This window comes from Kitasatospora sp. NPDC096204, assembly GCF_044763205.1.
GTDB lineage: Bacteria > Actinomycetota > Actinomycetes > Streptomycetales > Streptomycetaceae > Kitasatospora.
In genome coordinates this window covers 87,357-107,398 of record NZ_JBIWFT010000018.1, presented here as the reverse complement: position 1 = coordinate 107,398, position 20,042 = coordinate 87,357, and the positions used below count along the sequence as shown (strand labels likewise).

General features: G+C 71.7%; 19 protein-coding genes, 2 pseudogenes and 1 CRISPR repeat array. Of the genes and pseudogenes, 13 read left to right on the top strand and 8 right to left on the bottom strand.

The features are described 5' to 3' along the window. Positions 1 to 525: a hypothetical protein gene (locus ACIQ87_RS21245; protein WP_402408900.1), complete on the bottom strand. Its 525-nt coding sequence runs from the start codon at positions 523 to 525 to the stop codon at positions 1 to 3. 171 nt (positions 526 to 696) lie between these two features. Here ACIQ87_RS21245 and ACIQ87_RS21240 point away from each other — a divergent pair, with 171 nt between their 5' ends. The 3 genes from ACIQ87_RS21240 (at position 697) to ACIQ87_RS21230 (ending at position 5,691) form a co-directional block, all read left to right on the top strand. Then, positions 697 to 1,353 carry a response regulator transcription factor gene (locus tag ACIQ87_RS21240; RefSeq protein WP_402408897.1) on the top strand — a complete coding sequence of 219 codons (657 nt, stop codon included), beginning with the start codon at positions 697 to 699 and terminating at the stop codon, positions 1,351 to 1,353. After that, positions 1,350 to 2,588 carry a sensor histidine kinase gene (locus ACIQ87_RS21235; protein ID WP_402408894.1) on the top strand — a complete coding sequence of 413 codons (1,239 nt, stop codon included), beginning with the start codon at positions 1,350 to 1,352 and terminating at the stop codon, positions 2,586 to 2,588. The genes ACIQ87_RS21240 and ACIQ87_RS21235 overlap by 4 nt, the downstream gene beginning before the upstream one ends. 763 nt (positions 2,589 to 3,351) lie before the next feature. Then, positions 3,352 to 5,691, top strand: a complete 2,340-nt coding sequence (locus ACIQ87_RS21230) for a collagenase (protein ID WP_402408891.1) — start codon at positions 3,352 to 3,354, stop codon at positions 5,689 to 5,691. Positions 5,692 to 6,164: 473 nt separating this feature from the next. Here the strand turns inward: ACIQ87_RS21230 and ACIQ87_RS21225 are convergent, their stop codons facing one another. Both ACIQ87_RS21225 and ACIQ87_RS21220 read right to left on the bottom strand, forming a co-directional pair. After that, entirely contained in the window at positions 6,165 to 6,524 is a 360-nt protein-coding gene (locus tag ACIQ87_RS21225) for an SDR family oxidoreductase (protein WP_402408888.1), read from the bottom strand. A 42-nt stretch (positions 6,525 to 6,566) separates the two neighbouring features. Beyond that, positions 6,567 to 7,802, bottom strand: a complete 1,236-nt coding sequence (locus tag ACIQ87_RS21220) for a condensation protein (RefSeq protein ID WP_402408886.1) — start codon at positions 7,800 to 7,802, stop codon at positions 6,567 to 6,569. A 1,051-nt stretch (positions 7,803 to 8,853) separates the two neighbouring features. On the opposite strand from ACIQ87_RS21220, the gene ACIQ87_RS21215 reads away from it, so the two are divergent. Beyond that, positions 8,854 to 9,195 (top strand): STAS domain-containing protein, encoded by a 342-nt coding sequence (locus ACIQ87_RS21215; protein WP_402409032.1) that lies wholly within the window; start codon positions 8,854 to 8,856, stop codon positions 9,193 to 9,195. A 115-nt stretch (positions 9,196 to 9,310) separates the two neighbouring features. Next, positions 9,311 to 9,658: an ArsR/SmtB family transcription factor gene (locus ACIQ87_RS21210; protein ID WP_402409029.1), complete on the top strand. Its 348-nt coding sequence runs from the start codon at positions 9,311 to 9,313 to the stop codon at positions 9,656 to 9,658. A 28-nt stretch (positions 9,659 to 9,686) separates the two neighbouring features. On the opposite strand, the pseudogene ACIQ87_RS21205 reads toward ACIQ87_RS21210, so the two are convergent. After that, positions 9,687 to 10,068 (bottom strand): annotated as a pseudogene (locus ACIQ87_RS21205) (hypothetical protein). Between the two features lie 144 nt (positions 10,069 to 10,212). On the opposite strand from ACIQ87_RS21205, the gene ACIQ87_RS21200 reads away from it, so the two are divergent. From ACIQ87_RS21200 to ACIQ87_RS21170, 7 genes are all read left to right on the top strand, one after another. Next, on the top strand, positions 10,213 to 10,413 hold the full coding sequence (locus ACIQ87_RS21200; RefSeq protein ID WP_402408883.1) for a hypothetical protein: 201 nt from the start codon (positions 10,213 to 10,215) through the stop codon (positions 10,411 to 10,413). 3 nt (positions 10,414 to 10,416) lie between these two features. Next, positions 10,417 to 10,770: an ArsR/SmtB family transcription factor gene (locus tag ACIQ87_RS21195; RefSeq protein WP_402408881.1), complete on the top strand. Its 354-nt coding sequence runs from the start codon at positions 10,417 to 10,419 to the stop codon at positions 10,768 to 10,770. After that, on the top strand, positions 10,767 to 12,479 hold the full coding sequence (locus ACIQ87_RS21190) for a SulP family inorganic anion transporter (RefSeq protein WP_402408878.1): 1,713 nt from the start codon (positions 10,767 to 10,769) through the stop codon (positions 12,477 to 12,479). Before ACIQ87_RS21195 ends, ACIQ87_RS21190 begins: the two co-directional genes overlap by 4 nt. A 106-nt stretch (positions 12,480 to 12,585) precedes the next feature. Further along, positions 12,586 to 13,002, top strand: coding sequence for an ATP-binding protein (locus tag ACIQ87_RS21185; RefSeq protein ID WP_402408875.1), 417 nt, complete (start codon positions 12,586 to 12,588; stop codon positions 13,000 to 13,002). Between the two features lie 8 nt (positions 13,003 to 13,010). Next, a complete protein-coding gene (locus ACIQ87_RS21180; RefSeq protein WP_402408873.1) occupies positions 13,011 to 13,187 on the top strand; it encodes a hypothetical protein in 177 nt (58 codons plus the stop codon). Next, positions 13,184 to 13,315: a DUF6126 family protein gene (locus ACIQ87_RS21175; RefSeq protein WP_223241548.1), complete on the top strand. Its 132-nt coding sequence runs from the start codon at positions 13,184 to 13,186 to the stop codon at positions 13,313 to 13,315. The genes ACIQ87_RS21180 and ACIQ87_RS21175 overlap by 4 nt, the downstream gene beginning before the upstream one ends. A 59-nt stretch (positions 13,316 to 13,374) precedes the next feature. Continuing rightward, positions 13,375 to 13,734 carry a zinc ribbon domain-containing protein YjdM gene (locus ACIQ87_RS21170; protein WP_402408869.1) on the top strand — a complete coding sequence of 120 codons (360 nt, stop codon included), beginning with the start codon at positions 13,375 to 13,377 and terminating at the stop codon, positions 13,732 to 13,734. 236 nt (positions 13,735 to 13,970) lie between these two features. On the opposite strand, the gene ACIQ87_RS21165 is transcribed toward ACIQ87_RS21170, so the two are convergent. From ACIQ87_RS21165 to ACIQ87_RS21155, 3 genes are all read right to left on the bottom strand, one after another. Then, entirely contained in the window at positions 13,971 to 14,684 is a 714-nt protein-coding gene (locus ACIQ87_RS21165; protein WP_402408866.1) for a VIT1/CCC1 transporter family protein, read from the bottom strand. A gap of 99 nt (positions 14,685 to 14,783) precedes the next feature. Further along, positions 14,784 to 14,990 carry a ferredoxin gene (locus ACIQ87_RS21160; RefSeq protein WP_402408863.1) on the bottom strand — a complete coding sequence of 69 codons (207 nt, stop codon included), beginning with the start codon at positions 14,988 to 14,990 and terminating at the stop codon, positions 14,784 to 14,786. After that, on the bottom strand, positions 14,987 to 15,382 hold the full coding sequence (locus ACIQ87_RS21155; RefSeq protein ID WP_402408860.1) for an NADH-ubiquinone oxidoreductase-F iron-sulfur binding region domain-containing protein: 396 nt from the start codon (positions 15,380 to 15,382) through the stop codon (positions 14,987 to 14,989). Before ACIQ87_RS21155 ends, ACIQ87_RS21160 begins: the two co-directional genes overlap by 4 nt. A 108-nt stretch (positions 15,383 to 15,490) precedes the next feature. Between ACIQ87_RS21155 and ACIQ87_RS21150 the strand changes: the two are divergent. Then, positions 15,491 to 16,018: pseudogene (locus ACIQ87_RS21150) on the top strand (transposase); the annotation flags it as partial. A gap of 347 nt (positions 16,019 to 16,365) precedes the next feature. Beyond that, positions 16,366 to 17,126: direct repeats of the CRISPR family, unit length 29 nt; unit sequence GTCGGCCCCGCGCTCGCGGGGATTGCTCC. 287 nt (positions 17,127 to 17,413) lie between these two features. On the opposite strand, the gene ACIQ87_RS21145 reads toward ACIQ87_RS21150, so the two are convergent. Then, entirely contained in the window at positions 17,414 to 19,879 is a 2,466-nt protein-coding gene (locus tag ACIQ87_RS21145; RefSeq protein WP_402408858.1) for a penicillin acylase family protein, read from the bottom strand. Positions 19,880 to 20,042: the final 163 nt, after the last annotated feature.

The following is a 20,042-nucleotide window of genomic DNA, read 5'->3' as shown; positions in this document are numbered from 1 at the left end:
TCACTGGCCGATGGTGTAGCCGGGCATGGGCAGCTGACCGCAGGCCGGCTGGATGGCATCCCACTTGGCGGTGTCGAAGGAGGCCCGCGGGATGCTGAGGATGCCGGTCTTCGGATCCGGGTCCGGGAGGTCGGGGTAGCCGTTCTTGCGCGCGCAGGCGACGAAGGCCCGGGCCTCCTCGACGGACTTCTCCATGTTCTTCGGCTTCACCTGGTGGATCCCGGGGACCTTGGTGTCGCAGGTCCTGGCCGCTGTGTCGTAGTCGGACGTCGAGCTGCCGTCGGTTCCCGCAGCCGGGATCACGATGTTGCCGTCCTTGTCCAGCTCGACGCCGTTCTGCCCTTCCTGGTGCATGCAGTTCACCCAGGCCTGCCGGATCGCGCCGTCGTCCTGGGGCTTGCCCTTCCCCGCGCCGGCGCCTCCCTCGACCCTGGGCGCCGGGTCCGAGGAGGAGCAGCCGCTCATCGCCAGTGCCGCCGTGACGGCGACTGTCGCCAGTACGGTCCGTACGGTCCTGCTGCGCATGTCGTGCTCCTTGCCGGAGTTCGGTGACGGTCTCCAGCAGTTCTACGGACCGGCGCGTTAGCCACTGGTGAGCGTGTGCCTAACCCCCGGCTAACCCCCGTGACGTCATCCTTGACCAGGGAAAAACGCACCCGGGACAGCGCGGGGCGAGGCCGAACGGAGTGGAACGCGATGCGTGTGCTGATCGTCGAGGACGAGGTGGACCTCGCGGCGATGCTCGTCGAGGGCCTGCGGGCCGAGGGCATGGCCTGCGACGTCGCGCACGACGGCGCCCGGGCGCTCGAAATGACGGCGGCCGGCGACTACGACGTCCTGCTGCTGGACCGGGACCTTCCCCTCCTGAGCGGGGACGCCGTCTGCCGGGCGCTGAACACCGCCGGCTACCCGGCGAGGATCCTGATGCTCACCGCGGCCGGAACGCTCGCCGATCTGGTCGACGGGCTCGGCCAGGGCGCCGACGACTACCTGGCCAAGCCGTTCTCCTACCTGGAACTGATCGCCCGCCTGCGGGCACTGGGCCGCCGCTCCGGGCACGGAAGTGCCGCCACCGTGCTGAGCGGGCACGGGGTCAGCCTGGACACCGTGCGCAGGATCGCCGAACGCGACGGCCGGCCGCTGAAGCTCACGCCCAGGGAACTCGGCGTGCTGGAGATGCTGCTGGCCGCGGACGGCGCCCCGGTCACCACCGAACAGCTCCGTGACGGCCTGTGGGACGCCGCGACGGACCCGGCCACCACCGCCGTCCGGGTCACCGTGCACTCCCTGCGCCGCAAGCTCGGCGAACCATCGCTGATCACCAACGACCCCGGCTACGGATACCGGCTGTGAGCCCGGCGCAGATCCGACGCCGCCCGCGGCCGGCCCGGCTGACCCTGCGCGGCCGACTGACCCTGATGACCACGGCGGTCTTCGCGGTCCTCGGATCCGGGCTGCTCGTACTGAACTGGCTGAGCTCCCGTCAACTCCTGGAGGCCAACCGCGACCTCGTCGTCCCCGCGACCGTCATCACCGAACCGGCCGTTCCGCCGTCGGCGCCCACCTCCGCACCGACGAGCCCGTTCGAAACCCCCGCCGCGATCACCAGCCCCGCCCAACGCTTCGAGGACTTCCAGCACACCGTCCTCGGCGACCTGCTCACCCGCTCGCTGCTACTGCTCGCCGCCTTCACCGTCCTCGCCGCACTGCTCGCCTGGTGGGCCGCCCGACGCTCACTGCACCGCCTCGACCAGGTCACCGCGACGGCCCGGCGCATCAACAGCGGCAGCACCCTGGGCGAACGGCTCGCACTCACCGGACCGCACGACGAGGTCCGCGAACTCGCCGACACCTTCGACGCCATGCTCGACCGCCTCGACCACAGCTTCACCGCACAACGCCGCTTCACCGCCCACGCCTCGCACGAACTGCGCACCCCGCTCACCCTCCAACGCACCGCCCTGGAGATCCCACTGGCCCAAGGCCGCATCCCGGACGACCTGTTGCCCGCCATCCACCGCGCACTGGACGCCAACGCCCGCAGCGAACGCCTCATCGCGGCCCTGCTGACCCTGGCCCGCGGCGAGAGCGAGGACCTGACACCGCACCCCGTCGACCTGGCCGACGCGACCGCGAGTGCCGTCGCCGACCTCGCCGACGAGGCCCGCGAGGCCGGGGTCCACGTCACGGCCGACGCGGGCTCCGCACCCGCCTGGGGAGACCCCGCCCTCCTGCGCCAGGTCGCGCTGAACCTGCTGGCCAACGCGGTACGGCACAACCACCACGGCGGCACGGCCAGCATCACCACCGGCACCAGCGCCGGGCGGTCCTTCGTCGAGGTCGTCAACACCGGCCCGGTCCTGGACCCGCGGGAGGTCCCCGCGCTCTTCGAACCCTTCCAACGCGGCCGCCAACGCAGTGGCAACGGCTCCGGAATCGGGCTCGCCGTCGTCCGGGCGATCACCCGCACCCACCACGGCACGGCCACCGCCACCCCACGCCCCGGCGGCGGACTCACCGTCCGCGTCGAACTCCCCCACCGCGGCCGGACCGATCCGCCGCCGGACACCAGCACCCCGGCCCGGTGACCGACCTGCCCTCCAGGTCCGCCCCCAAGACATGCGGAAGCTCCGTTTCATTCCTCGCCGCACGAGCCTGACGCGTCATCAACAGTTCGATGCCCGAAATCGCATTGATCCCACACGAACCTCAGCGGCTGCCCGTTGCGCCCTCACGGTACGGTCCGCGGCGGACAACCCCGGAAGGCGTCCACCGGCCAACGACGAGCCTGCGCTCGGGCGGGCCGGGCTCGCTCGTGATCCTGACTGCCTCGTCGCCTTGAGAGGTCGCCCTCTGCCGGCCACCGTCCGGCCGGGCGACGGCGGGTCAGCCACCGAGCCCCGGCCCGCGAGCAGGCAAAACACCTAGTGCAATTTCACATTGCCATGTTACATTCCATGCCCTGTGGCAGCCGGCCTCCTCCCACCTGGCGGCCACGGCCCCGTCCGGCCATCGGCTCCGCCCCGCCTCCCCCCACAGGAGAACCGGTGTCAACTCCTCGCGCCACGCGCCGAGTCACGCCTGCCCCGACGACGGGCGACGGCCGCGAGCGCCCGCCGAACCCCTAGCCGGCACCCCAACTCCCGTACGAAGGCGCCGTTCCAGCACTTCTGCCGCGCCTCTGTACGGCCCCACGCTTCCGCGCCATCGGCGCGGTCACCGTCCCCGGCCGCCAGTTCCCCCTCGCCTCGGCGCCGGTGCCGGCAGCGTGTGCCGCCTCTCTCCTCCCCCGGCACACGTCAGCGCACAGCACCACCAACCCATCCCCCACATCCCCCCGAGGAGATCTCGGTGCCTTCATCAGCCACCGTGCGCAACACCCTGCTCTCGGCCGCGCTGGCCGCCACCCTCGCCATCCCGCTGCTGCACAGTGCGCAGGCCTCCGCCGAGCGCGCGTCCGTAGCCTCGGCCGAGGCCCGCACCGCAACCGCCCTGCCAGTGGCCGGCGACCACCTCGCTCACCAGGGCGCCCCGGGCGGCGCCGCCGAGGCCGGCCCGCAGGGCTGGCCGGGCGCAGCGGCGCGCCAGCCGACCACCGGCCTGCAGCCCGGCGATCCGACCGACGCCACCGACCCGCTCCCGGCGGCCGACGCCACGAAGAGCGCCGCCTGTACCCCGGAGGCGTTCACCTCGCTCAGCCCCGCCGCGCTCGTCGACTTCCTCACCGACCGCGGCCACACCTACCAGGACTGCCTGCGCCCGCTGCTGGTCAACTGGAACCCGCAGACCGCGAAGGTGATGACGCCCGAGCACGTACGGGCCGTCGCCGCCAAGGTGAGCTCTCTCGCACCGTCCTTCGACAGCGCCAACAACCTCAACCAGCAGGAACTCTGGTACTACCTACACGTCGCCGTCTTCTTCGACTTCAACCACGCCGAGATCGACCTCGGCGACGACACCACCGCCACCGCCCTCGACCGCGCGATCCGCGACTACACCGCCAACCCCCGGGTGTTCGAACCCACCACCACCAACGGCGACACCATGGGCGAACTGCTCCAGGCCGGCAGCGCCCCCAAGCTCCGCCTGGCCCGCCTGCCGCTGGTGAAACAGATCATGAGGATGTTCGCACCCGGCTCGCCCGTCATCGGTGACCGCGGCTGGAACTGGGCCGTCCAGGGCGCCCTCCAGATCAACTTCCAGGGCATCGGGAACGTCGGCGACGATCCGCAGGGCCTCTTCCGCGCCGCCGTCGCCGCCGACGCCGACTACCGCGAGGCGTTCCGCGCCTACGCCGGCTACACCCACCTCAAGGGCACGAACAGCGAGTGGGCCGCCGGCGACGCCATGCTGGAGTACGGACGCTTCGCCCAGATCGACGCCCTCAAGCCCGAGTTGAAGCAGCGGATCGGCTCACAGCTGGAACTCGCCGCGGCAACCTTCGGCCGGATGAGCCGCCCGTGGGCCAACCTGGTCGGCCCGGTCAACGACCTCGGGCTCTGCGGCCAGTACGCGGTCTGCCGCACCGACCTGGAACGCCAGATATTCCCCCATACCTACAGCTACGACAACGGCACCCTGATCGTGCGCACCGCGCTCGACAAGGCCACCGCCGACCAGCTCTACTACGCCACCAAGCAGGTCAAGGCCCAGTTCTTCCGGACCCTGGGCACCGACCAGCCGCTGGCCGACGACAACCACCCGGCACTGACCGTCCAGCTGTACGACACCAAGACCAACTACCAAGCCCTCCAGTACGTGCTGTTCGGCATCGGGGACGTCCAGAACGGCGGGATGTTCATCGAGGAGAACTCCACCTTCTACACCTACCAACGCACCACCCAGGAGTCGTACTTCAGCCTGGAGGAGCTGTTCCGGCACGAGTACACCCACTACCTCAACGCCCGCTGGGCGATCCCCGGGGAGGGCTACACCACCCGCTGGCCCAGCGACGCCACCTTCGCCATGAACGAGGGCACCGCCGAATACTTCGCCGGCGCCACCCGCGACAGCGGTGTCAAGGCACGCAAGTACATGGTCCGCCAGATCGGCTGGGACGACCAGGCCGGCACCCCCCGCCTGACCATCAACGAGATCCTCCACGCCACCTGGAACGGACTGGGCTTCCGCGCCTACCCCTACTCCGCGACCTTCTTCAACCTGCTCGGCGAGAAGCACCCCGAACAGCTCGCCGAGATGTACCGCCTGCTGCGCGCCGACGACCGCGCCGGCTACGACGCCTGGCGCGACCGCCTCGGCCGGGACGCCAACCTCCAGCAGGAGTACACCGCCTACCTGGACGCCGAGATCCCGCTCGCGGACAGCCTCTTCGTCCCCGCCACCGCCTACACGCCCAACGGGCAGCTGAACTACGCCTGGGCCTCCGAGGTCCGCAACGCCTTCGCCGCCGCCACGCAGAACACCCCCGACTGCAAGGACAACGGCGACTGGGACAACAAGATGCGCTTCACCTGCACCGGACGCATCACCACCAACCTCACCAACTCCGTCGACGCCGGCCAGATCCGCAAGGACATGGCCGCCACCGTCGACCACTTCCTCCTCGACCGGGGCGGCGCCGCCAACAACAACATGGCCGACATGAACTGCTGGTTCGGCAAGGTCGACGTCTGGCCCTCGGGCCAGGCCGGAACCGCGGACTACTCGTGCGAGGGCCCGCTGCGCCGCTGACGCCGCATGATGACGACGGCCAAGCCCGTCCGCCGGTGCACGACGCGCTCGGTGACCCTGCCGACAGGGTCACCGAGCGCGTGGGGCCGACGCCGGAGGCGGAGCGAGGGTTCGGCGGCCTCGCTTCGTGGCACCATCGGTCGGGAGCGACGGAGCGGGGCGGCCGGACAGGGGCGCCGGATGTACGACCAGCACCACCCCGCCGGCCCGAAGGCACCCACAACCCGGCCGACGACGGCCCGGCACTGTGGGACAGGACGTCTCACGACCCAGTGCTGACCGCGCGCCGCACCGACCTGCGGCAGCGATTCACCGGCACGACCGTCCCGCAGGACCAGCCCGCCCCCACACCGGCGACCCACCGGTGCGGGGGCGCCCCGGCACCCGCAGGCGGACCGGACGGGACTCGCCGCCCCGGGCAAGCCGGCACGGCCGACCGTCGGGGTCCGCACGCGGCCGCCGGCTGCGGCGGGTCAGCCCTCCTGGCCGGTTGCGGCGAGGACGATCTCCCGGACGGTGACGTTCTGCGGCTGCCCGTAGGCGAAGGCGATCGCCTCGGCCACGACCTGCGGGTCCAACGCGCCACCGGCCGACTTCTTCCAGGCCTCGTAGTCGGCCTTGATCCGCTCGTCACTGGTGTGCGAGAGCAACTCGGTCTCCACCGCCCCCGGGGCGATGGTCACCACCCGCACACCCGTCGCGGCGACCTCCTCGCGCAGGTTCTCCGACAGCGCGTGCACGGCGAACTTCGTGGCGACGTAGGCGGCATGGTCGGGAAAGGTCTTGCGGCCCGCGATGGAGCTGACGGGCCCCTCGACTGGCAGCCCGACCATGATCACCACGCGACCACCGGCTATTGGCGTCGCCGGTGGCCGTCATCCGGCCGCCTCGTGCAGGGTGGCGCGTGCCGTACGGGCCGCTTCGTCGATCTGGAGGTCGGTGTACCAGGCCCTGCTGTAGACCAGGTCGACGGTCAGGCGGCCGCGGTAGCGGCTGACGACCGCGAAGAGCATCGGTATGTGGCCCAGCGGGGCCAGCCGTACGTCGCCGATCCGCAGTCCTGCGGGCAGGACCGGTTCGGCGATGGTTCCCACGTTGGTGATCACCAGGCTGGGCGGGTGCTGGTCGAGCATGTAGGGGAAGGCCGCCAGCTCCATCGCCGCGGCCCCGCTCTCCAGGTCCGCGCGCAGTCGGGCGTCCAGGTCGCGTCCGACGTCGACCGGGTGGGCGTGGTCGTCGACCAGGAGGCGGATGGAGGTGGTGGTGGCCGCCGACTGCAGGACCTCGGTCGGGATCGGTGGGGAGAGTCTGCGGCGCATGTCCACGGCCGTGGTGCACAGCAGCCGGATCGGCCCGCGGGCGGGGAACAGGGTGCGCAGACTGGTCAGCAGGATTCCGCTGACCAGCGCGTTGACCGTGAGGGAGGCTTCGTGGGCGCGCTGTACGAGCCGTTCGCAGCGATCGGCGTCGACGTCGATGCCGATGACGCGGAAGCTCGGATCGGTGCCGGGGCCGCCGTTGAGGGAGGCGTGGGCGGGCAGGAGCGCCGGCGGGGACTCGGTATCCACCCGGGCCCGCTCGGCGACGAAGTCGCGAAGTTCCCGCGCGGGGAAGCGGGCCGCGAGCAGATCGTCGAGGGCCGGGCCCAGGACCGGCTGGACGGGGTCCACGGCCACGTGTCGACCGGCGGCCAGGTCGGCGTAGAAGGACCACAGGCGCCGGTGGAGCGCCTGGTAACTCATCGCGTCGGCGAACGCCCGCGGCAACGTCATCACCAACCTGCTGCGGCCCTGGCGGTTCGGCTCGCGCAGCAACGTGACCCGCAGCAGCGGGCCCTGCTCCCAGGTGAGGGGCGCGTTGATCTCCTCGTGCAGATCAACGCCGCGCCCCAGGACCGGTCCGGGGCCGGTCGGGTGGGTACGGACCAGCCGCCGACCCTGCTCGTCCGGCGCGGTGATCGCGCCGGCCAGTAGGGGATAGCAGGCCACCAACCGGGCCAGCGCCCGCGACAGGACCTCCTCGTCCAGTTCTCCGATGACCTCGCTGTGCAGGACCAGGCGAACCCCGGCCGCGGCGATGGCCGCCTCGTGCGGCGCCAGAAGACGCTCCACCACACTCCCCCTCTCTGCCCGACTGACAAGAGCACCATCACTTCTGACGACAAGCGCAGACTCGAAATCGGCCTCTCTTCACCCGGACGAGCGAACGCGGCGACCTACGGACCCGCCCCTTCGGCGCCCGCGACCGGCAGCCGACCCTCCGCCCGACGTTTGGATGACGTGACAGGACCCGTGCCCGGGCTCCGCGGCAACACGCCGGGGTGGAGCGTTCGGCGAACTCCTCGGCCCCACTGCCGCGGGGCTCCTTCACCGGCATGTTCGCGAACTCCCGGCCACCACCGGCATCCTGTCCCGGCGCCGGGCCGTCGAACGCGTCCTGGGCCGGTCGCTCCGGGCCCGGCGCAACCTCCGCGACCACGAACGGCTGCCTGCCCGTTCCGAGTCCGCTTGCTCTGGACGGCGTTCACCCTGATGACCCGGCGGCTCGCCCGTCAGCACACCGATTTGCCCGCCGCTTCGCGGCGACTTCGGGAAAGCCCGTCACCTGACCTGGGATGTCGCCATGGCCGCGGTCCACACCATCGAAACAAGGCTCCACCTCGCCGAGTCCCGTACCCACTGCGGCGCCGACGCCCTCGCCGGTCCCTTGCCGAACCCGCTGTTCAGCCACGCGGCCTGACACAACCGCACGGCTACAGCCACCCCGGTCCATCGGGCCCGCCCAGAACGCGGCAAGGACCAGCTAAACGGCCGGAACCGCCGGTCCATCACTGACGCTCGCTCAGCCCCGGAGCCACCACACCTGACGCCGCGGGCAGCACGCTTCCGGTGGGCTGTCGCATGATGACATTAGCAGTTGCTAACATTGTCAATTGCATGCATGGTCAGGAGAAGGAATGCGTATCTCACCGCAGTGCCGCACGGCGGCGCCGTCCGCTCCGTACCCGGTACGGGCAGTGGTGGTGTGTCGCCTTGTGCCGGGTGGGCGCGGCCCGTGCGGGCGCTGCGGGCGCTCTTCTCTCCTGGCCGCCCCTGCTGGTCGCGAGGGGCGCATGCCCGCTCGCCGCCGCCCCCGGAGTTGTGCCTGGGGGCGGCGGTGAGCATGCAGTGGGAGTTCGCGACGCAGCGCGACGTGGGCGTGATGACACTGACCGGCTTCCTCGGCCAGGACGCGACGCACCGTTTCCAGGGGGCGTTCGACTGGGCCGTCGCCCGTTGCTCCGGTCCGTTGGTGGTCGACATGGCGGCACTGAGGGGCTGGAACTGCTCGGGCGAGGACGCGATCCTCGACGCCACCGGCCGCCTGCCGGCCGACCGCGGCCCGCTGGCGGTGTGCGGCCTCAGGGAACGCGGCGCCCATGTCCTGACGACGGCCGCCGCCCTGTCCGTGATCCGGCTGTTCCCGGACCTCGAAGCGGCCGTCGCTGCCCTCACGGCGTCCTGACCGGCCCGAGCAGCCGAGTCGATCATCTGGTTGCTAAAGTCAACCCTTGAAAGATGCTGTGCCTGATGGAGACGGTGACGACGTGAACGCCGGAACGCCCACCCCGCCTCCCGTGATGGGCGCGCCGCTCTACCAGTTGAAGGCGGAGTTCTTCAAGACGCTGGGGCATCCCGCGCGGATCCGCGTCCTGGAACTGCTGAGCGAGCGTGAGTACGCCGTTGCCGAGATGCTGCCCGAGGTCGGCATCGAGGCCTCGAACCTGTCCCAGCAGCTCGCCGTCCTGCGCCGTTCCAACCTGGTCGCCACCCGCCGGGAAGGCGCCACCGTCCACTACCGCCTCACCAATCCCCAGGTGGCGGAGCTCCTGCGGGTCGCGCGCACCATCCTCAGCGGCGTCATCAGCGGCCAGGCCGAACTCCTCGACGGCCTGCGCGCCGGGCCCGAGCGGCCCACCAGGACCTGAACCGCCCGCGCGTGCCGAGCGCCTGGCCTCAGACGATCAGTTCCGGGTCGATGCGCCGCACGTGGTGGCGGGCCCTGGCGACGTTCGCGCGGGCGCGGTCGAGGACCAAACAGAGGACCGAATAAAGGAACAGGTCCTTCCCGCCGGGCGACGTGAGCGGGGCGCACCAGGTGGTACTGGTGGGTGAGGGTGGTCAGACCGTCCTCCAGCACCTCCCGGTGGTGCAGCCCCAGGGCTTCCGTCGCCCGCTGATGTGCGCGGACGACGTCGGTGGCGCCGGCCGCGGCGAGCCGCAGGTCCGGGCCCGCGGAATCCCCGACCATACCGAGCGCCATCCCGCTCGTGGAGTCGACCAGGTCCGCACCGAGCGCAGGAAGCAAGCGCCGCCTCGTCAGCCCGATGACCGCCACCGATCACAAGAGATCATCACTGCCGGAATTCATCACATGCGAAACAAGTGATTTGAAAAATTCTTCATGTTCATACATGCTGGCATCCTGTTGGATCGGTACAAGGTGCCTCCGGCGTCGTGCCGGCGGCCGGGGAGGGTGGTCGTGACCGCGGTGTTCGACGAGGAGCTGCGCGAGCAGCTGACCCAGGCCCGCCAAGCCCTGCGCCAAGCCCGAGAGCACGGGGACGACGACGGCGCCCAGGCGTATGCCGGGCGCGTCGCGGGTCTGCTGCGGATCGCGGCCGACTACGGCATCGACGTCCCGCGCACCGCCGGGGAAGAAGAAGAGCAAGGAGAGGGCTGAATCATGGCCGTCCCGCTGTACCAGGCGAAGTCGGAGTTCTTCCGCACCCTGGGCCACCCGGTGCGCATCCGGGTGCTGGAACTGTTGCAGGACGGCCCGCTGCCGGTGCGCGATCTGCTCGCCGCTCTGGACATCGAGGCGTCCAGCCTCTCGCAGCAGCTCGCGGTGTTGCGCCGCACCAACCTGGTCACCGCCACCCGGGACGGCAACACCGTCGTCTATGCGCTCAGCACGCCGGACGTCGCCGGGCTGCTGCGGGCGGCCCGCCGCATCCTCGGCGAGATGATCACCGGCCAGCGCCAGCTCCTCGGCGAACTGACCGCGGCCACCACCGCGGTCAAGGAGGTCCGGGCATGAGTGTCGCCCACGCCGTCCTCGACCGGGTGCGTGCCGTCCTGCCCACCCGGCAGATCCTCACCACCATGGGCCGCTCGCCGCGCAAGGACCTGCTCGCCGGTCTGACGGTGGCGATCGTCGCGCTGCCGCTGGCCCTCGGTTTCGGCATCTCCTCCGGCGCGGGCGCCGAGGCGGGCCTCGCAACCGCCGTCGTCGCCGGTGCGCTCGCCGCCGTGTTCGGTGGTTCCAACCTCCAGGTGTCCGGGCCGACCGGCGCCATGACCGTCGTCCTGGTCCCGATCGTCGCCCGCTACGGCACCGGCGGTGTGCTCACCGTCGGGCTGCTGGCTGGCGTCATCCTGGTCGCGCTGGCGCTGGTACGGGCGGGGCGCTGGATGGCGTACGTCCCCGTACCGGTCGTGGAGGGCTTCACGGTCGGCATCGCCGGCGTCATCGCGCTGCAGCAGGTGCCCGGCGCGCTTGGGGTGAAGAAGCCCGAGGGCGACAACCCGGCCGTCGTCGCGGCCAGGGCCGTGCACGACTTCGCCGCCGCACCGCACTGGGCGGCGCTCGCGCTCGCCCTGGGCGTCGCGGCCGTGATGCTGGTCGGCGTGCGGCTGAAGCCGTCCCTGCCGTTCTCCCTCATCGCCGTGGTCGCCGCCACCCTGCTCGCCAAGCTGACCGCCCTGCCGGTGGCCACCATCGGCCACCTGCCCGCCGGACTGCCCATGCCCTCGTTGGGCTTCCTGGACCTCTCCGCCGTACCCGCCCTGCTGCCCTCGGCCCTGGCCGTCGCCGCCCTGGCCGCCCTCGAATCGCTGATGTCGGCGACCGCCGCCGACGCGATGAGCGTGTCCGAGCGCCACGACAGCAACCGCGAACTCTTCGGCCAGGGCCTGGCCAACCTGGCCGCCCCGCTGTTCGGCGGCGTCGCCGCCACCGGCGCGATCGCCCGCACCGCCGTCAACGTCCGTTCCGGCGCCACCTCCCGGCTCGCCGCCCTCGTCCACGCCGCCGTCCTGGCGGTGATCGTCTTCGCCGCCGCTCCCCTGGTCGCCGGGATCCCGCTCGCCGCCCTGGCCGGGGTGCTGATCGCCACCGCGGTCCGCATGGTCGAGGTCGGCTCGCTGCGCGCGCTCGCCCGCACCGGACGGGGCGAGGCCGCGGTCCTGGCCCTCACCGCCGCTGCCACCCTCGCCTTCGACCTGGTCACCGCCGTCGTGGTCGGCCTTCTCGTCTCCGGCGTCCTGGCGCTCGCCGCCATCGCCAAGGCGGCCCGCGTCGAGCAGGTCCCGCTGCACGCCGACCTTCCCCCGGCCGACCACCACGCCGAAGAACAGACGCTGCTCGCCGAGCACATCGTCGCCTACCGCATCGACGGCCCGCTGCTGTTCGCCGCCGCCCACCGCTTCCTGCTGGAACTCACCGAATCCGCCGAGGTCAAGGTCGCGATCCTGCGGATGTCCCGGGTCAGCGCGATCGACGCCAGCGGCGCCACCGTCCTCGGCGACGCCATCACCAAACTGCAGCGCCGCGGCACCCTGGTGCTCGTCTCCGGCATCCGCGAGGAACACCACCGACCCCTCGACGCCCTCGGCATTCTCGACCGGCTCCGCGCGGACGGCCACGTGTTCGCCACCACCCCGGACGCCATCGCCTACGCCCGCGACCACCTGCACGGTCAGACCGAGTCCGCTGATCTCCCCCTCGCCGCAGGAGCAGCCCGTTGATCCGAGCCGAGGCGCCATGGTGATCCGCCGCTGGCACGACCGGGGCCGTCGTGCTGACCGCGTCCCGCCCTTGGCCGCCCCATCCGGCCGGAATCGGAAGTACCGGATGAGCCTGGCCAGTACCTGGCTCGCCGCCAAAGTGAGCCGCCGCATCACGGTGACCGTCCTCACCGGCTGGGGCGTACGGCCGAGGACCACCGTCCACGACGCCGCAGTCCTCGCCGTCACCGAACTGGTCGCCAACACCGTCCGCCACGCGGCACACCGCTCCCCGTTCTTCGAACTGCTGCTCGCCGTCACCGACACCGACCTCGAAGTCGCCGTCCAGGACAGCCACCCCGGCCTGCTCGACCTCCCGCCCGAGGGCGCTACGGGCGGCCTCGCCGCCGTCGCCGACCTCGCCCGCCACCTGGGTGGCGGAGTGACCGTCCGGCCCGACCCCGGCGGTGGCAAGACCGTCCTCGTGCACCTTCCGCTCACCCCGCTCACCCCGCCCACCACGCCCACCACGACCCCGGGATAACACCGCCCTTGCGCTTCACCATTACCTCCTACGACGACCACGGCGCCCCCACCACTCCGCAGACCGTCGACCTACCCACCCTCAAGACCCTCCTCGCCGAAGCCGCGACCACCGGCCGACGCCTCCACATCCGCCCCCAGCCCCGAGAAGACAGCCACTCCGCACCCGCCCAGGAGCCCCGATGAGCGACAGCACCAGCGACGAGAAGAGCCGCCGCAAGGCCATGCTCATCCGCGCCTCGGTCTACATCCTCGGCACCCACCTGTTCGCCGGCTTCGTCATCCTGCTCTTCGCCCTCGGCAACCGTCACTGACCCCTTCCGTGCCCGCTGGCCCCGGAAAACGCCCCGCCACGACTGGACGTCCTGAACGCATGAGCGACAACCTCCCCCCGTGCCCGCAGTGCTCCAGCGAATACACCTATGAGATGAACGCCCTCATGGTCTGCCCCGAGTGCGCCCACGAGTGGGTGCCCGCCGAGGGCGACTCCGCCGCGTCGCCCGACGCCGGCGAGCGGGTCATCAAGGACGCGGTCGGCAACGTGCTGAACGACGGCGACACCGTGACCGTCATCAAGGCTCTCAAGGTCAAGGGCAGCGTCTCCGGCATCAAGGCCGGCACCAAGGTCCGCAACATCCGCCTGGTCGACGGCGTCGACGGCCATGACATCGACTGCCGCATCGAGGGCTTCGGCGCCATGCAGCTCAAGTCCAGCGTGGTCAAGAAGGCCTGACCCCGGCCTTGGCCGACCTTTGACGGGAACCGGAAGCAATCGCCGGCTCGCCACCACGGTGAGCCGGCCGCGGCACGGCACCCGTCCACGTCCCTGCCCTCGGCCGCCGCTCAGCTCGCGCCCCTGTCCTCCGGGCTCGCGACGCCGTCCTTCGGGGCCGCGTCCCCACTCGCGAGCCGGCCTCAGCAGGTCGGTCGGCTCGTCGGGAGTGCCGGGCGATCGGACCGGTCGGCGGATCAGACGCCGGAGACGTGGGCGATCTGGCCGACGGCCGCGGTGATCGCCATCGCGAGCCCGCCACCGACCACCACCCGCACCGCGGGCCGGAGAACCGTCGTACCGGCGGCGCGCGCGGCGAGTACGCCGGCGAGGGCGAGGCCGCAGAGGGTGACCGCGACGATGAGCCACAACCGTGCTGTGGGGGATCCGGCGAACAAGCCGAGGAAGGGCACGAGTCCGCCGAGCAGGAAGCTGGCGGCGGAGGCGATCGCGGCCTGGAGGGGGTTGGCGGCGGTGTGCTCGCTGTGGCCGAGTTCGTCGCGCAGGTGGGCCTGGAGCGGGTCGGCCTCGTGCAGGGCTTCGGCGACCTGGCGGGCGAGGTCACGGGGGACGCCCCGGTGCTCGTAGATGGCGGTGAGTTCGGCGAGTTCGGCCTCGGGGGCTTCTGCGAGTTCGCGGGCTTCCTTGGCGCGGTCCGCCGTTTCGACGTCGACCTGGGAGCTGACGGAGACGTACTCGCCGGCGGCCATGGCCATCGCGCCCGCGGAGAGGCCGGCGAGGCCGCCGGTGACGACGGTGGAGGTGCTCGCGCCGCTGGCGGCCAGGCCCACCATCAGGCTGGCGACGGAGACGAGGCCGTCGTTCGCTCCGAGGACGGCGGCGCGCAGCCAGCCGGCGCGGCCGGCGGCGTGGCTTTCCCGGTGGGGGTTGAGCCTGTCGAAGAAGGTCATCGGGTCGGGTGCTCCTGTCCGGTCTTCAAGATCAGTTTCGTGGGGAGTCGGCCGGCTGTCGTTTCGGGGCGGCCGTTTGGGGCACGACGTGGGTCACCGTCAGCCGGCGCGCAGGGCGAGTCGTGGGCAGGCCCGGATGGCACGGCGGGCGTGGGCGTGCGGGTCGGGCGGGACGGTGGCGTCGCGCTGGACGGGGTAGCCCCATTCGTCGAGGGTGATGAGTTCTGGGAGAAGTTCGGCGCACTGGCCGTGGCCGGTGCAGGCGATCCGGTCGATGCGCAGGGTCTCGTGGCCGTCGGCGGTCATGTCCAGTGCTCTGTTCGGGTGGCCGGTGGGACGGGCAGGGTGGTGGGGCGTCGGCAGTGGCCGTGGCGCAGGTGGTGGTCGACATCGGCGTCGAAGGTGGTGAGGGCGCTGGCGGCGAGGCGGGCGGCGCCGTCGGGGTGGCGGCAGGCGCCGCGTCCCGGCAGCAGGCGGATCCGGTGGTGGAGGCGGTCTAGGAGGTCGAGGAGGTCGGGGATGGCGTGGCCGTCGGCGAGGGCGGTGAAGTCGTCGGCGACGGCGGGCAGGCCGAAGAGGCAGGGGCCCGCACTGCCGGGCGCCGTTGGCGGCGAGGTAGGCGAGGATGCGGGCGGTCTCGGCGAGGGGGCAGGCGTCCTGCGACAGGGCAGCGATGACGCCTGCCCCGGGCGCGGCATTCGGGGCGAGCCCCTGCCGGCTGAACGGAAGGTCGAGCGAGTGGGAGAGGCTCAGCCAGGTGCCAGCGAAGCCGCCCAGCAGGATGGCTTGGAGCGGCTGGTCCGGGCCGTCGGCTTGCTGGAGGCGCAGTGCCCGTCACCCACCTCCTACGCGAGATCAAGGAACCGGGATACACCGGCAGCGGGAACCTCCTGGTCCGCTACCTCACCCAGGGCCGCGCCGAGGGCAACAGACCCGTCACTACCCCGCAGTGCTTCGCCCGACTCCTCCTCAGCCGACCCGAGAACCTGCGCGACATGGACACCGAGCTGCTGGGGGAACTCGCACAGTCCTGCCCCGAGATGACCGAACTCAGCGGGCTGATCAGAGAATTCGCCAAACTGCTGACGCCGGCCGAGAGCAATGGCGCCGAGCTCACGGCCTGGATCACTGCGGTGCGGTGCATCGACCTGCCTCACCTGCACTCTTTCACGAACGGCCTGGAACTCGACCGCGCCGACGCCGACGCCGAACTCACCACCCCGTACCACAACGGCCGCACCGAGGGCGTCAACGCACGAACCAAGCGGATCATGAGACAGATGCACGGCCGGGCCGGGTTCCCCCTGCTCCGACACCGCATGCTCCTCCAGTGATCACCACAGAGCGCTACCCCAGTGATCACCACAGAGCGCTACCACCGAATACGGGACAGAGCTGTCAGGCGGACGGACAGACGCCGCCCCATGACCCGCCCGGCCGCCCAACACACAACACGCCCAACCTACCTTTGACCTGGGACGGGTCCCACAGCTGGCGACCCCAAGCCATCGTCCCGATCTCCATCTGCGAGTAGGCTTCGGGAGCCTAGAACGCAGTACCAACAAGTGGCTTGGCAGTAAGAAGAAATGACGACACCACATGATCGCTGCTACGGATCGCCTACCGAATCGAACTGAATCAATCGGCGCCCTCTGACGAGGATCGCCGCAGGTCAGAAAGTGTCGGCCCCGCGCTCGCGGGGATTGCTCTCGCGCGAGGCTGTCCCGGGCCCCGGACCCCACGTCGGCCCCGCGCTCGCGGGGATTGCTCCGCGGTGACGATGCCGGTGAGGCTGGCGGGCAGGTCGGCCCCGCGCTCGCGGGGATTGCTCCTCATCGACAAGTGCTCTCGCTTCTCACCTACGGTCGGCCCCGCGCTCGCGGGGATTGCTCCGCCTCGGCGGCCTCACCCAGGACGTCGCGGAGGTCGGCCCCGCGCTCGCGGGGATTGCTCCTGGGGTGGCCTGGTGACCACGGTCGTGGCCGCGTCGGCCCCGCGCTCGCGGGGATTGCTCCCCGTTCCTCCGCCAGTGCGCCGCGTTCTCCCCGTCGGCCCCGCGCTCGCGGGGATTGCTCCGCCCAGGGCGCCTACCTGGTGGCCCTGGAAGCGTCGGCCCCGCGCTCGCGGGGATTGCTCCCGCGGGTTGCGCTTGAAGATCTCCTCCGTGAGGTCGGCCCCGCGCTCGCGGGGATTGCTCCTGGACCGGGTTTCGGCTGCGGTCGGCGGGTGGGTCGGCCCCGCGCTCGCGGGGATTGCTCCCGGCCGCTCCTGGCGGACGATCCGATCTCGGAGTCGGCCCCGCGCTCGCGGGGATTGCTCCCGGGTGTTCGGGCAGTGGGCGGCGGACAACGCGTCGGCCCCGCGCTCGCGGGGGTTGCTCCAGCTCCTGTTTGATGCGGATCTCATGCCCGACGCCGGCCCCGCGTTCGCGGGGGTTGCAGCCGTAATCCGGCGGGCGGTGGAGGAGTTCTCATGGGCGGAGAAGGGGGCTGGAGCAGTGGTTTCGGCCCCTCTCGCGGTGGGGAGCCGTCTCGTCACGCCTCCGGGCCGGCGCGGACGTAGTCGTCCTGGGCCGGCTCTGCTCGCAGCTGCTGTCCGGCGATCTCGGCGTACTGCGCGGAGGGGCGTCCCGATTGTTGCCGAGGGTGCCCGGCCAGGTCCGCGCGCGAGGGCGGCCGCCGTTGCGGGAACGGCGGCCGCCCGGGGTGTGGTCGGTGGCGGTGGCGGGGTCAGCGCCGGAGGGTGGTGATGGTGAGGCCCGGGGCGGTGCGGATCTCGGCCTCGGTGAAGCGCTCGGTCATCCACTGCTTGCGGGCGTAGGCGCGGGTCTGGTCGGTGAAGTGGGGTGAGGCCGGGTTGGCGGATTCGCCGTAGGCGAGCAGGGTGCGGGTGCGCGGGCCGTGGTCGGTGAGTTCGGTCGCCATCACGAAGCTGGTGCCGTGCGGGACGGTGCGGAGGTTGGTCGGGTAGGTGCCGCCGCCGGTGCCGGAGTCCGGCCCGGCCGTCATGAGCACGTTGAAGCAGCCCAGTTGGTGGGAGCAGCCGTGCAGCGGGGTGCCCGCCCAGCGTTGGACGCTGCCGATCGGGGCGTCCACGGGGAGGCCTCGGGTGGCCAGGTCCTTGACCGCGTCGGCCAGGGCGCGTTGGGCGTCGGGGTTGGCGGCGTCGATGCCACGCGGGGTGGTCAGCGGCTGGGCGGGGTCGGCGGGGACGGTCTGCCAGGCCGTCGTTCCGGTGCGTGCGAGCGCGTCCCGGTAGGCCTGCCAGAGCACGGTGCCGTGGCTGTCGGCGTCGGCCCGGGTGTCCCAGGCCGCGAGTGCGTCGCAGGCCGGGCGGACGTCGACCTGGGTACCGTCGGAGCCGGCGATCACCGGGTGGGCGCGGCAGAGGGCCACGGCGTCGTCGCGGTCGAGTTCGGCGCTCTGCACCCGGTTGCCGAACATCGTCGCCTGGAGTGAGCCGAGGGTGAAGCCGGGGGCGCCGAGGCCGTCGGTGCCGGACCGGCGGTCGGCGATCATGCGCAGGCTCAGCTGCGAGCGCAGCATCCGTTCGGAGGCGCCCTTGTAGACGGTGGGCAGGCCGGTGATCGGCGCGTCCGCGTTGGTCAGGTACGGGCCGTTGTTGGCGTTGGCGACGTAGTCGGTGCGGGTCAGGCTCGGGTGGTTGGCGGGGCCGAAGACGCCGGGCACGAGCGCGTCCGGGTCGCTGCCCGGGTCGCAGGCGGTGGTCGAGCCGTCGAGTACCGGCCCGAGGGGGGTGACCGCGGCGAGGCAGCGGCCGAGTTGCTCGTCGGGGAGGTGGGGGACGGCGGAGGCGTCGGTGAACCAGGTGGTGCCGGTGGAGTCGACGGCCGTGGTGTACACCCAGGGGAGACCCTGGTAGGTGCGCTGGGCCTGGCGCAGTTGGTCGAGGTTCTGGGCGCGGCCGATCGCCAGCCACTGGTTCAGCGAGCGGAGGTTCTCGGCGTTGGCGTCGCCGAAGGTGTAGGCGTACTGCCCGGTCCAGCCGTTGGCGAGGACGTAGCCGAGGCGGGAGCGGTAGACGGTCCGGTCGACGGTGGAGGGCGTTCCGTCGGCGGCCCGGACGGCGACCTGGACCTTCTCCTCCACCATCCGTTCGACCTTGCCGTCCACCAGGTAGGCGGTCGGGTCGCCGGGTACCAGGGTGAGCCGATGGAGGGCGAAGTGGTCCGCGTAGCTGGTGGTGTGGCTCCAGGCGAGGCCGCGGGTGTGGCCGATCTGGAGGAAGGGGATGCCGTACAGTCCCGCGCCGGCGACGTCCAGGACGCCGGGGATGGTCAGCTGGGCCTGGTAGAAACGCTCCGGTCCGGCCCAGTGGAGGTGGGGGTTGGCGAGCAGCAGACCGTTGCCGTTGCGGCTGGCGTCACGCCCGATCGCCCAGGCGTTGCTGCCGAGTTCGGGGTTGTCGGCGGATCGGCCGGGAGCGCCGATCAGGGGTACGGCCGCCGCCTCCTCGGACGTCCCGGGAGCGAGCGCGGCCCCAGCGGCGGGCGCGGCCCCGGCGGCGGGCGCGGCTCCGGAAGCGAGCGCGTCCCCCGCGCCCGGGACGGCCGTGGCGATCTGCTGCTTGGCGGCGGCGCTGCCCGACATGGTGTTGACCTCGTAGAGGATGTTCCACACGTCGTCCGCGGTGATCGGCCCGACCCAGTCCTTCCCCCGGCAGGACGGGTCCGGCAGGTGGTCGGGGCCGGTGTCGCGCAGGTAGCGGTTGTATCCGGCGACGTAGCCGTCGACCAGTTGCCGCGCCTCGTCGGTCGGGCCGAGCGGGGCGGGGGTGGCCAGCAGGCGCTTCACCGTTCCGGTGCGCAGCACGCCCTGCTGGTAGGTGTCGCTCACCAGGTTGCCGACCCGGTCGACGGACTGGCCGTCGGGGCCGAAGTGGCGCGAGCGTTCGCCGCGCGCGGTGACCACCTGGTCGGCGAGCTGGCACAGGTTGTCCTGGGCGAAGGCGTACCCGTAGCCGTAGCCGAGGCCGCCGAAGTCGTGGGCCAGGACGTGCGGGACGCCGTACTCGGTCCGGCTGATCCTGGCGGTCCAGCCGCCCCGGTCGACCTCCGAGTCCGCCGCCTGTGCCGCGCCGGGTACCAGTGCCGTCAGCAGCGCGGACGTCACCCCGAGCGCGAGCGCTCCCGAGGCGAAACGCCTTACTCGTGAGCCGAACTGACGTCCACTCACTCTTTTCTCATTCATCATGGCCCCAAGCTGCCGTCGCGGGTGCCGCCGGTCATCGCCCCTCGGGACGACCCGGTCTCGACCCCCTGGACTATCCGTGTACGTCTCGGGTCAGGGGTGTTCCCCGCCCGCACCACCTCTCCCGTCGGACGATGCGGTTGTGGAT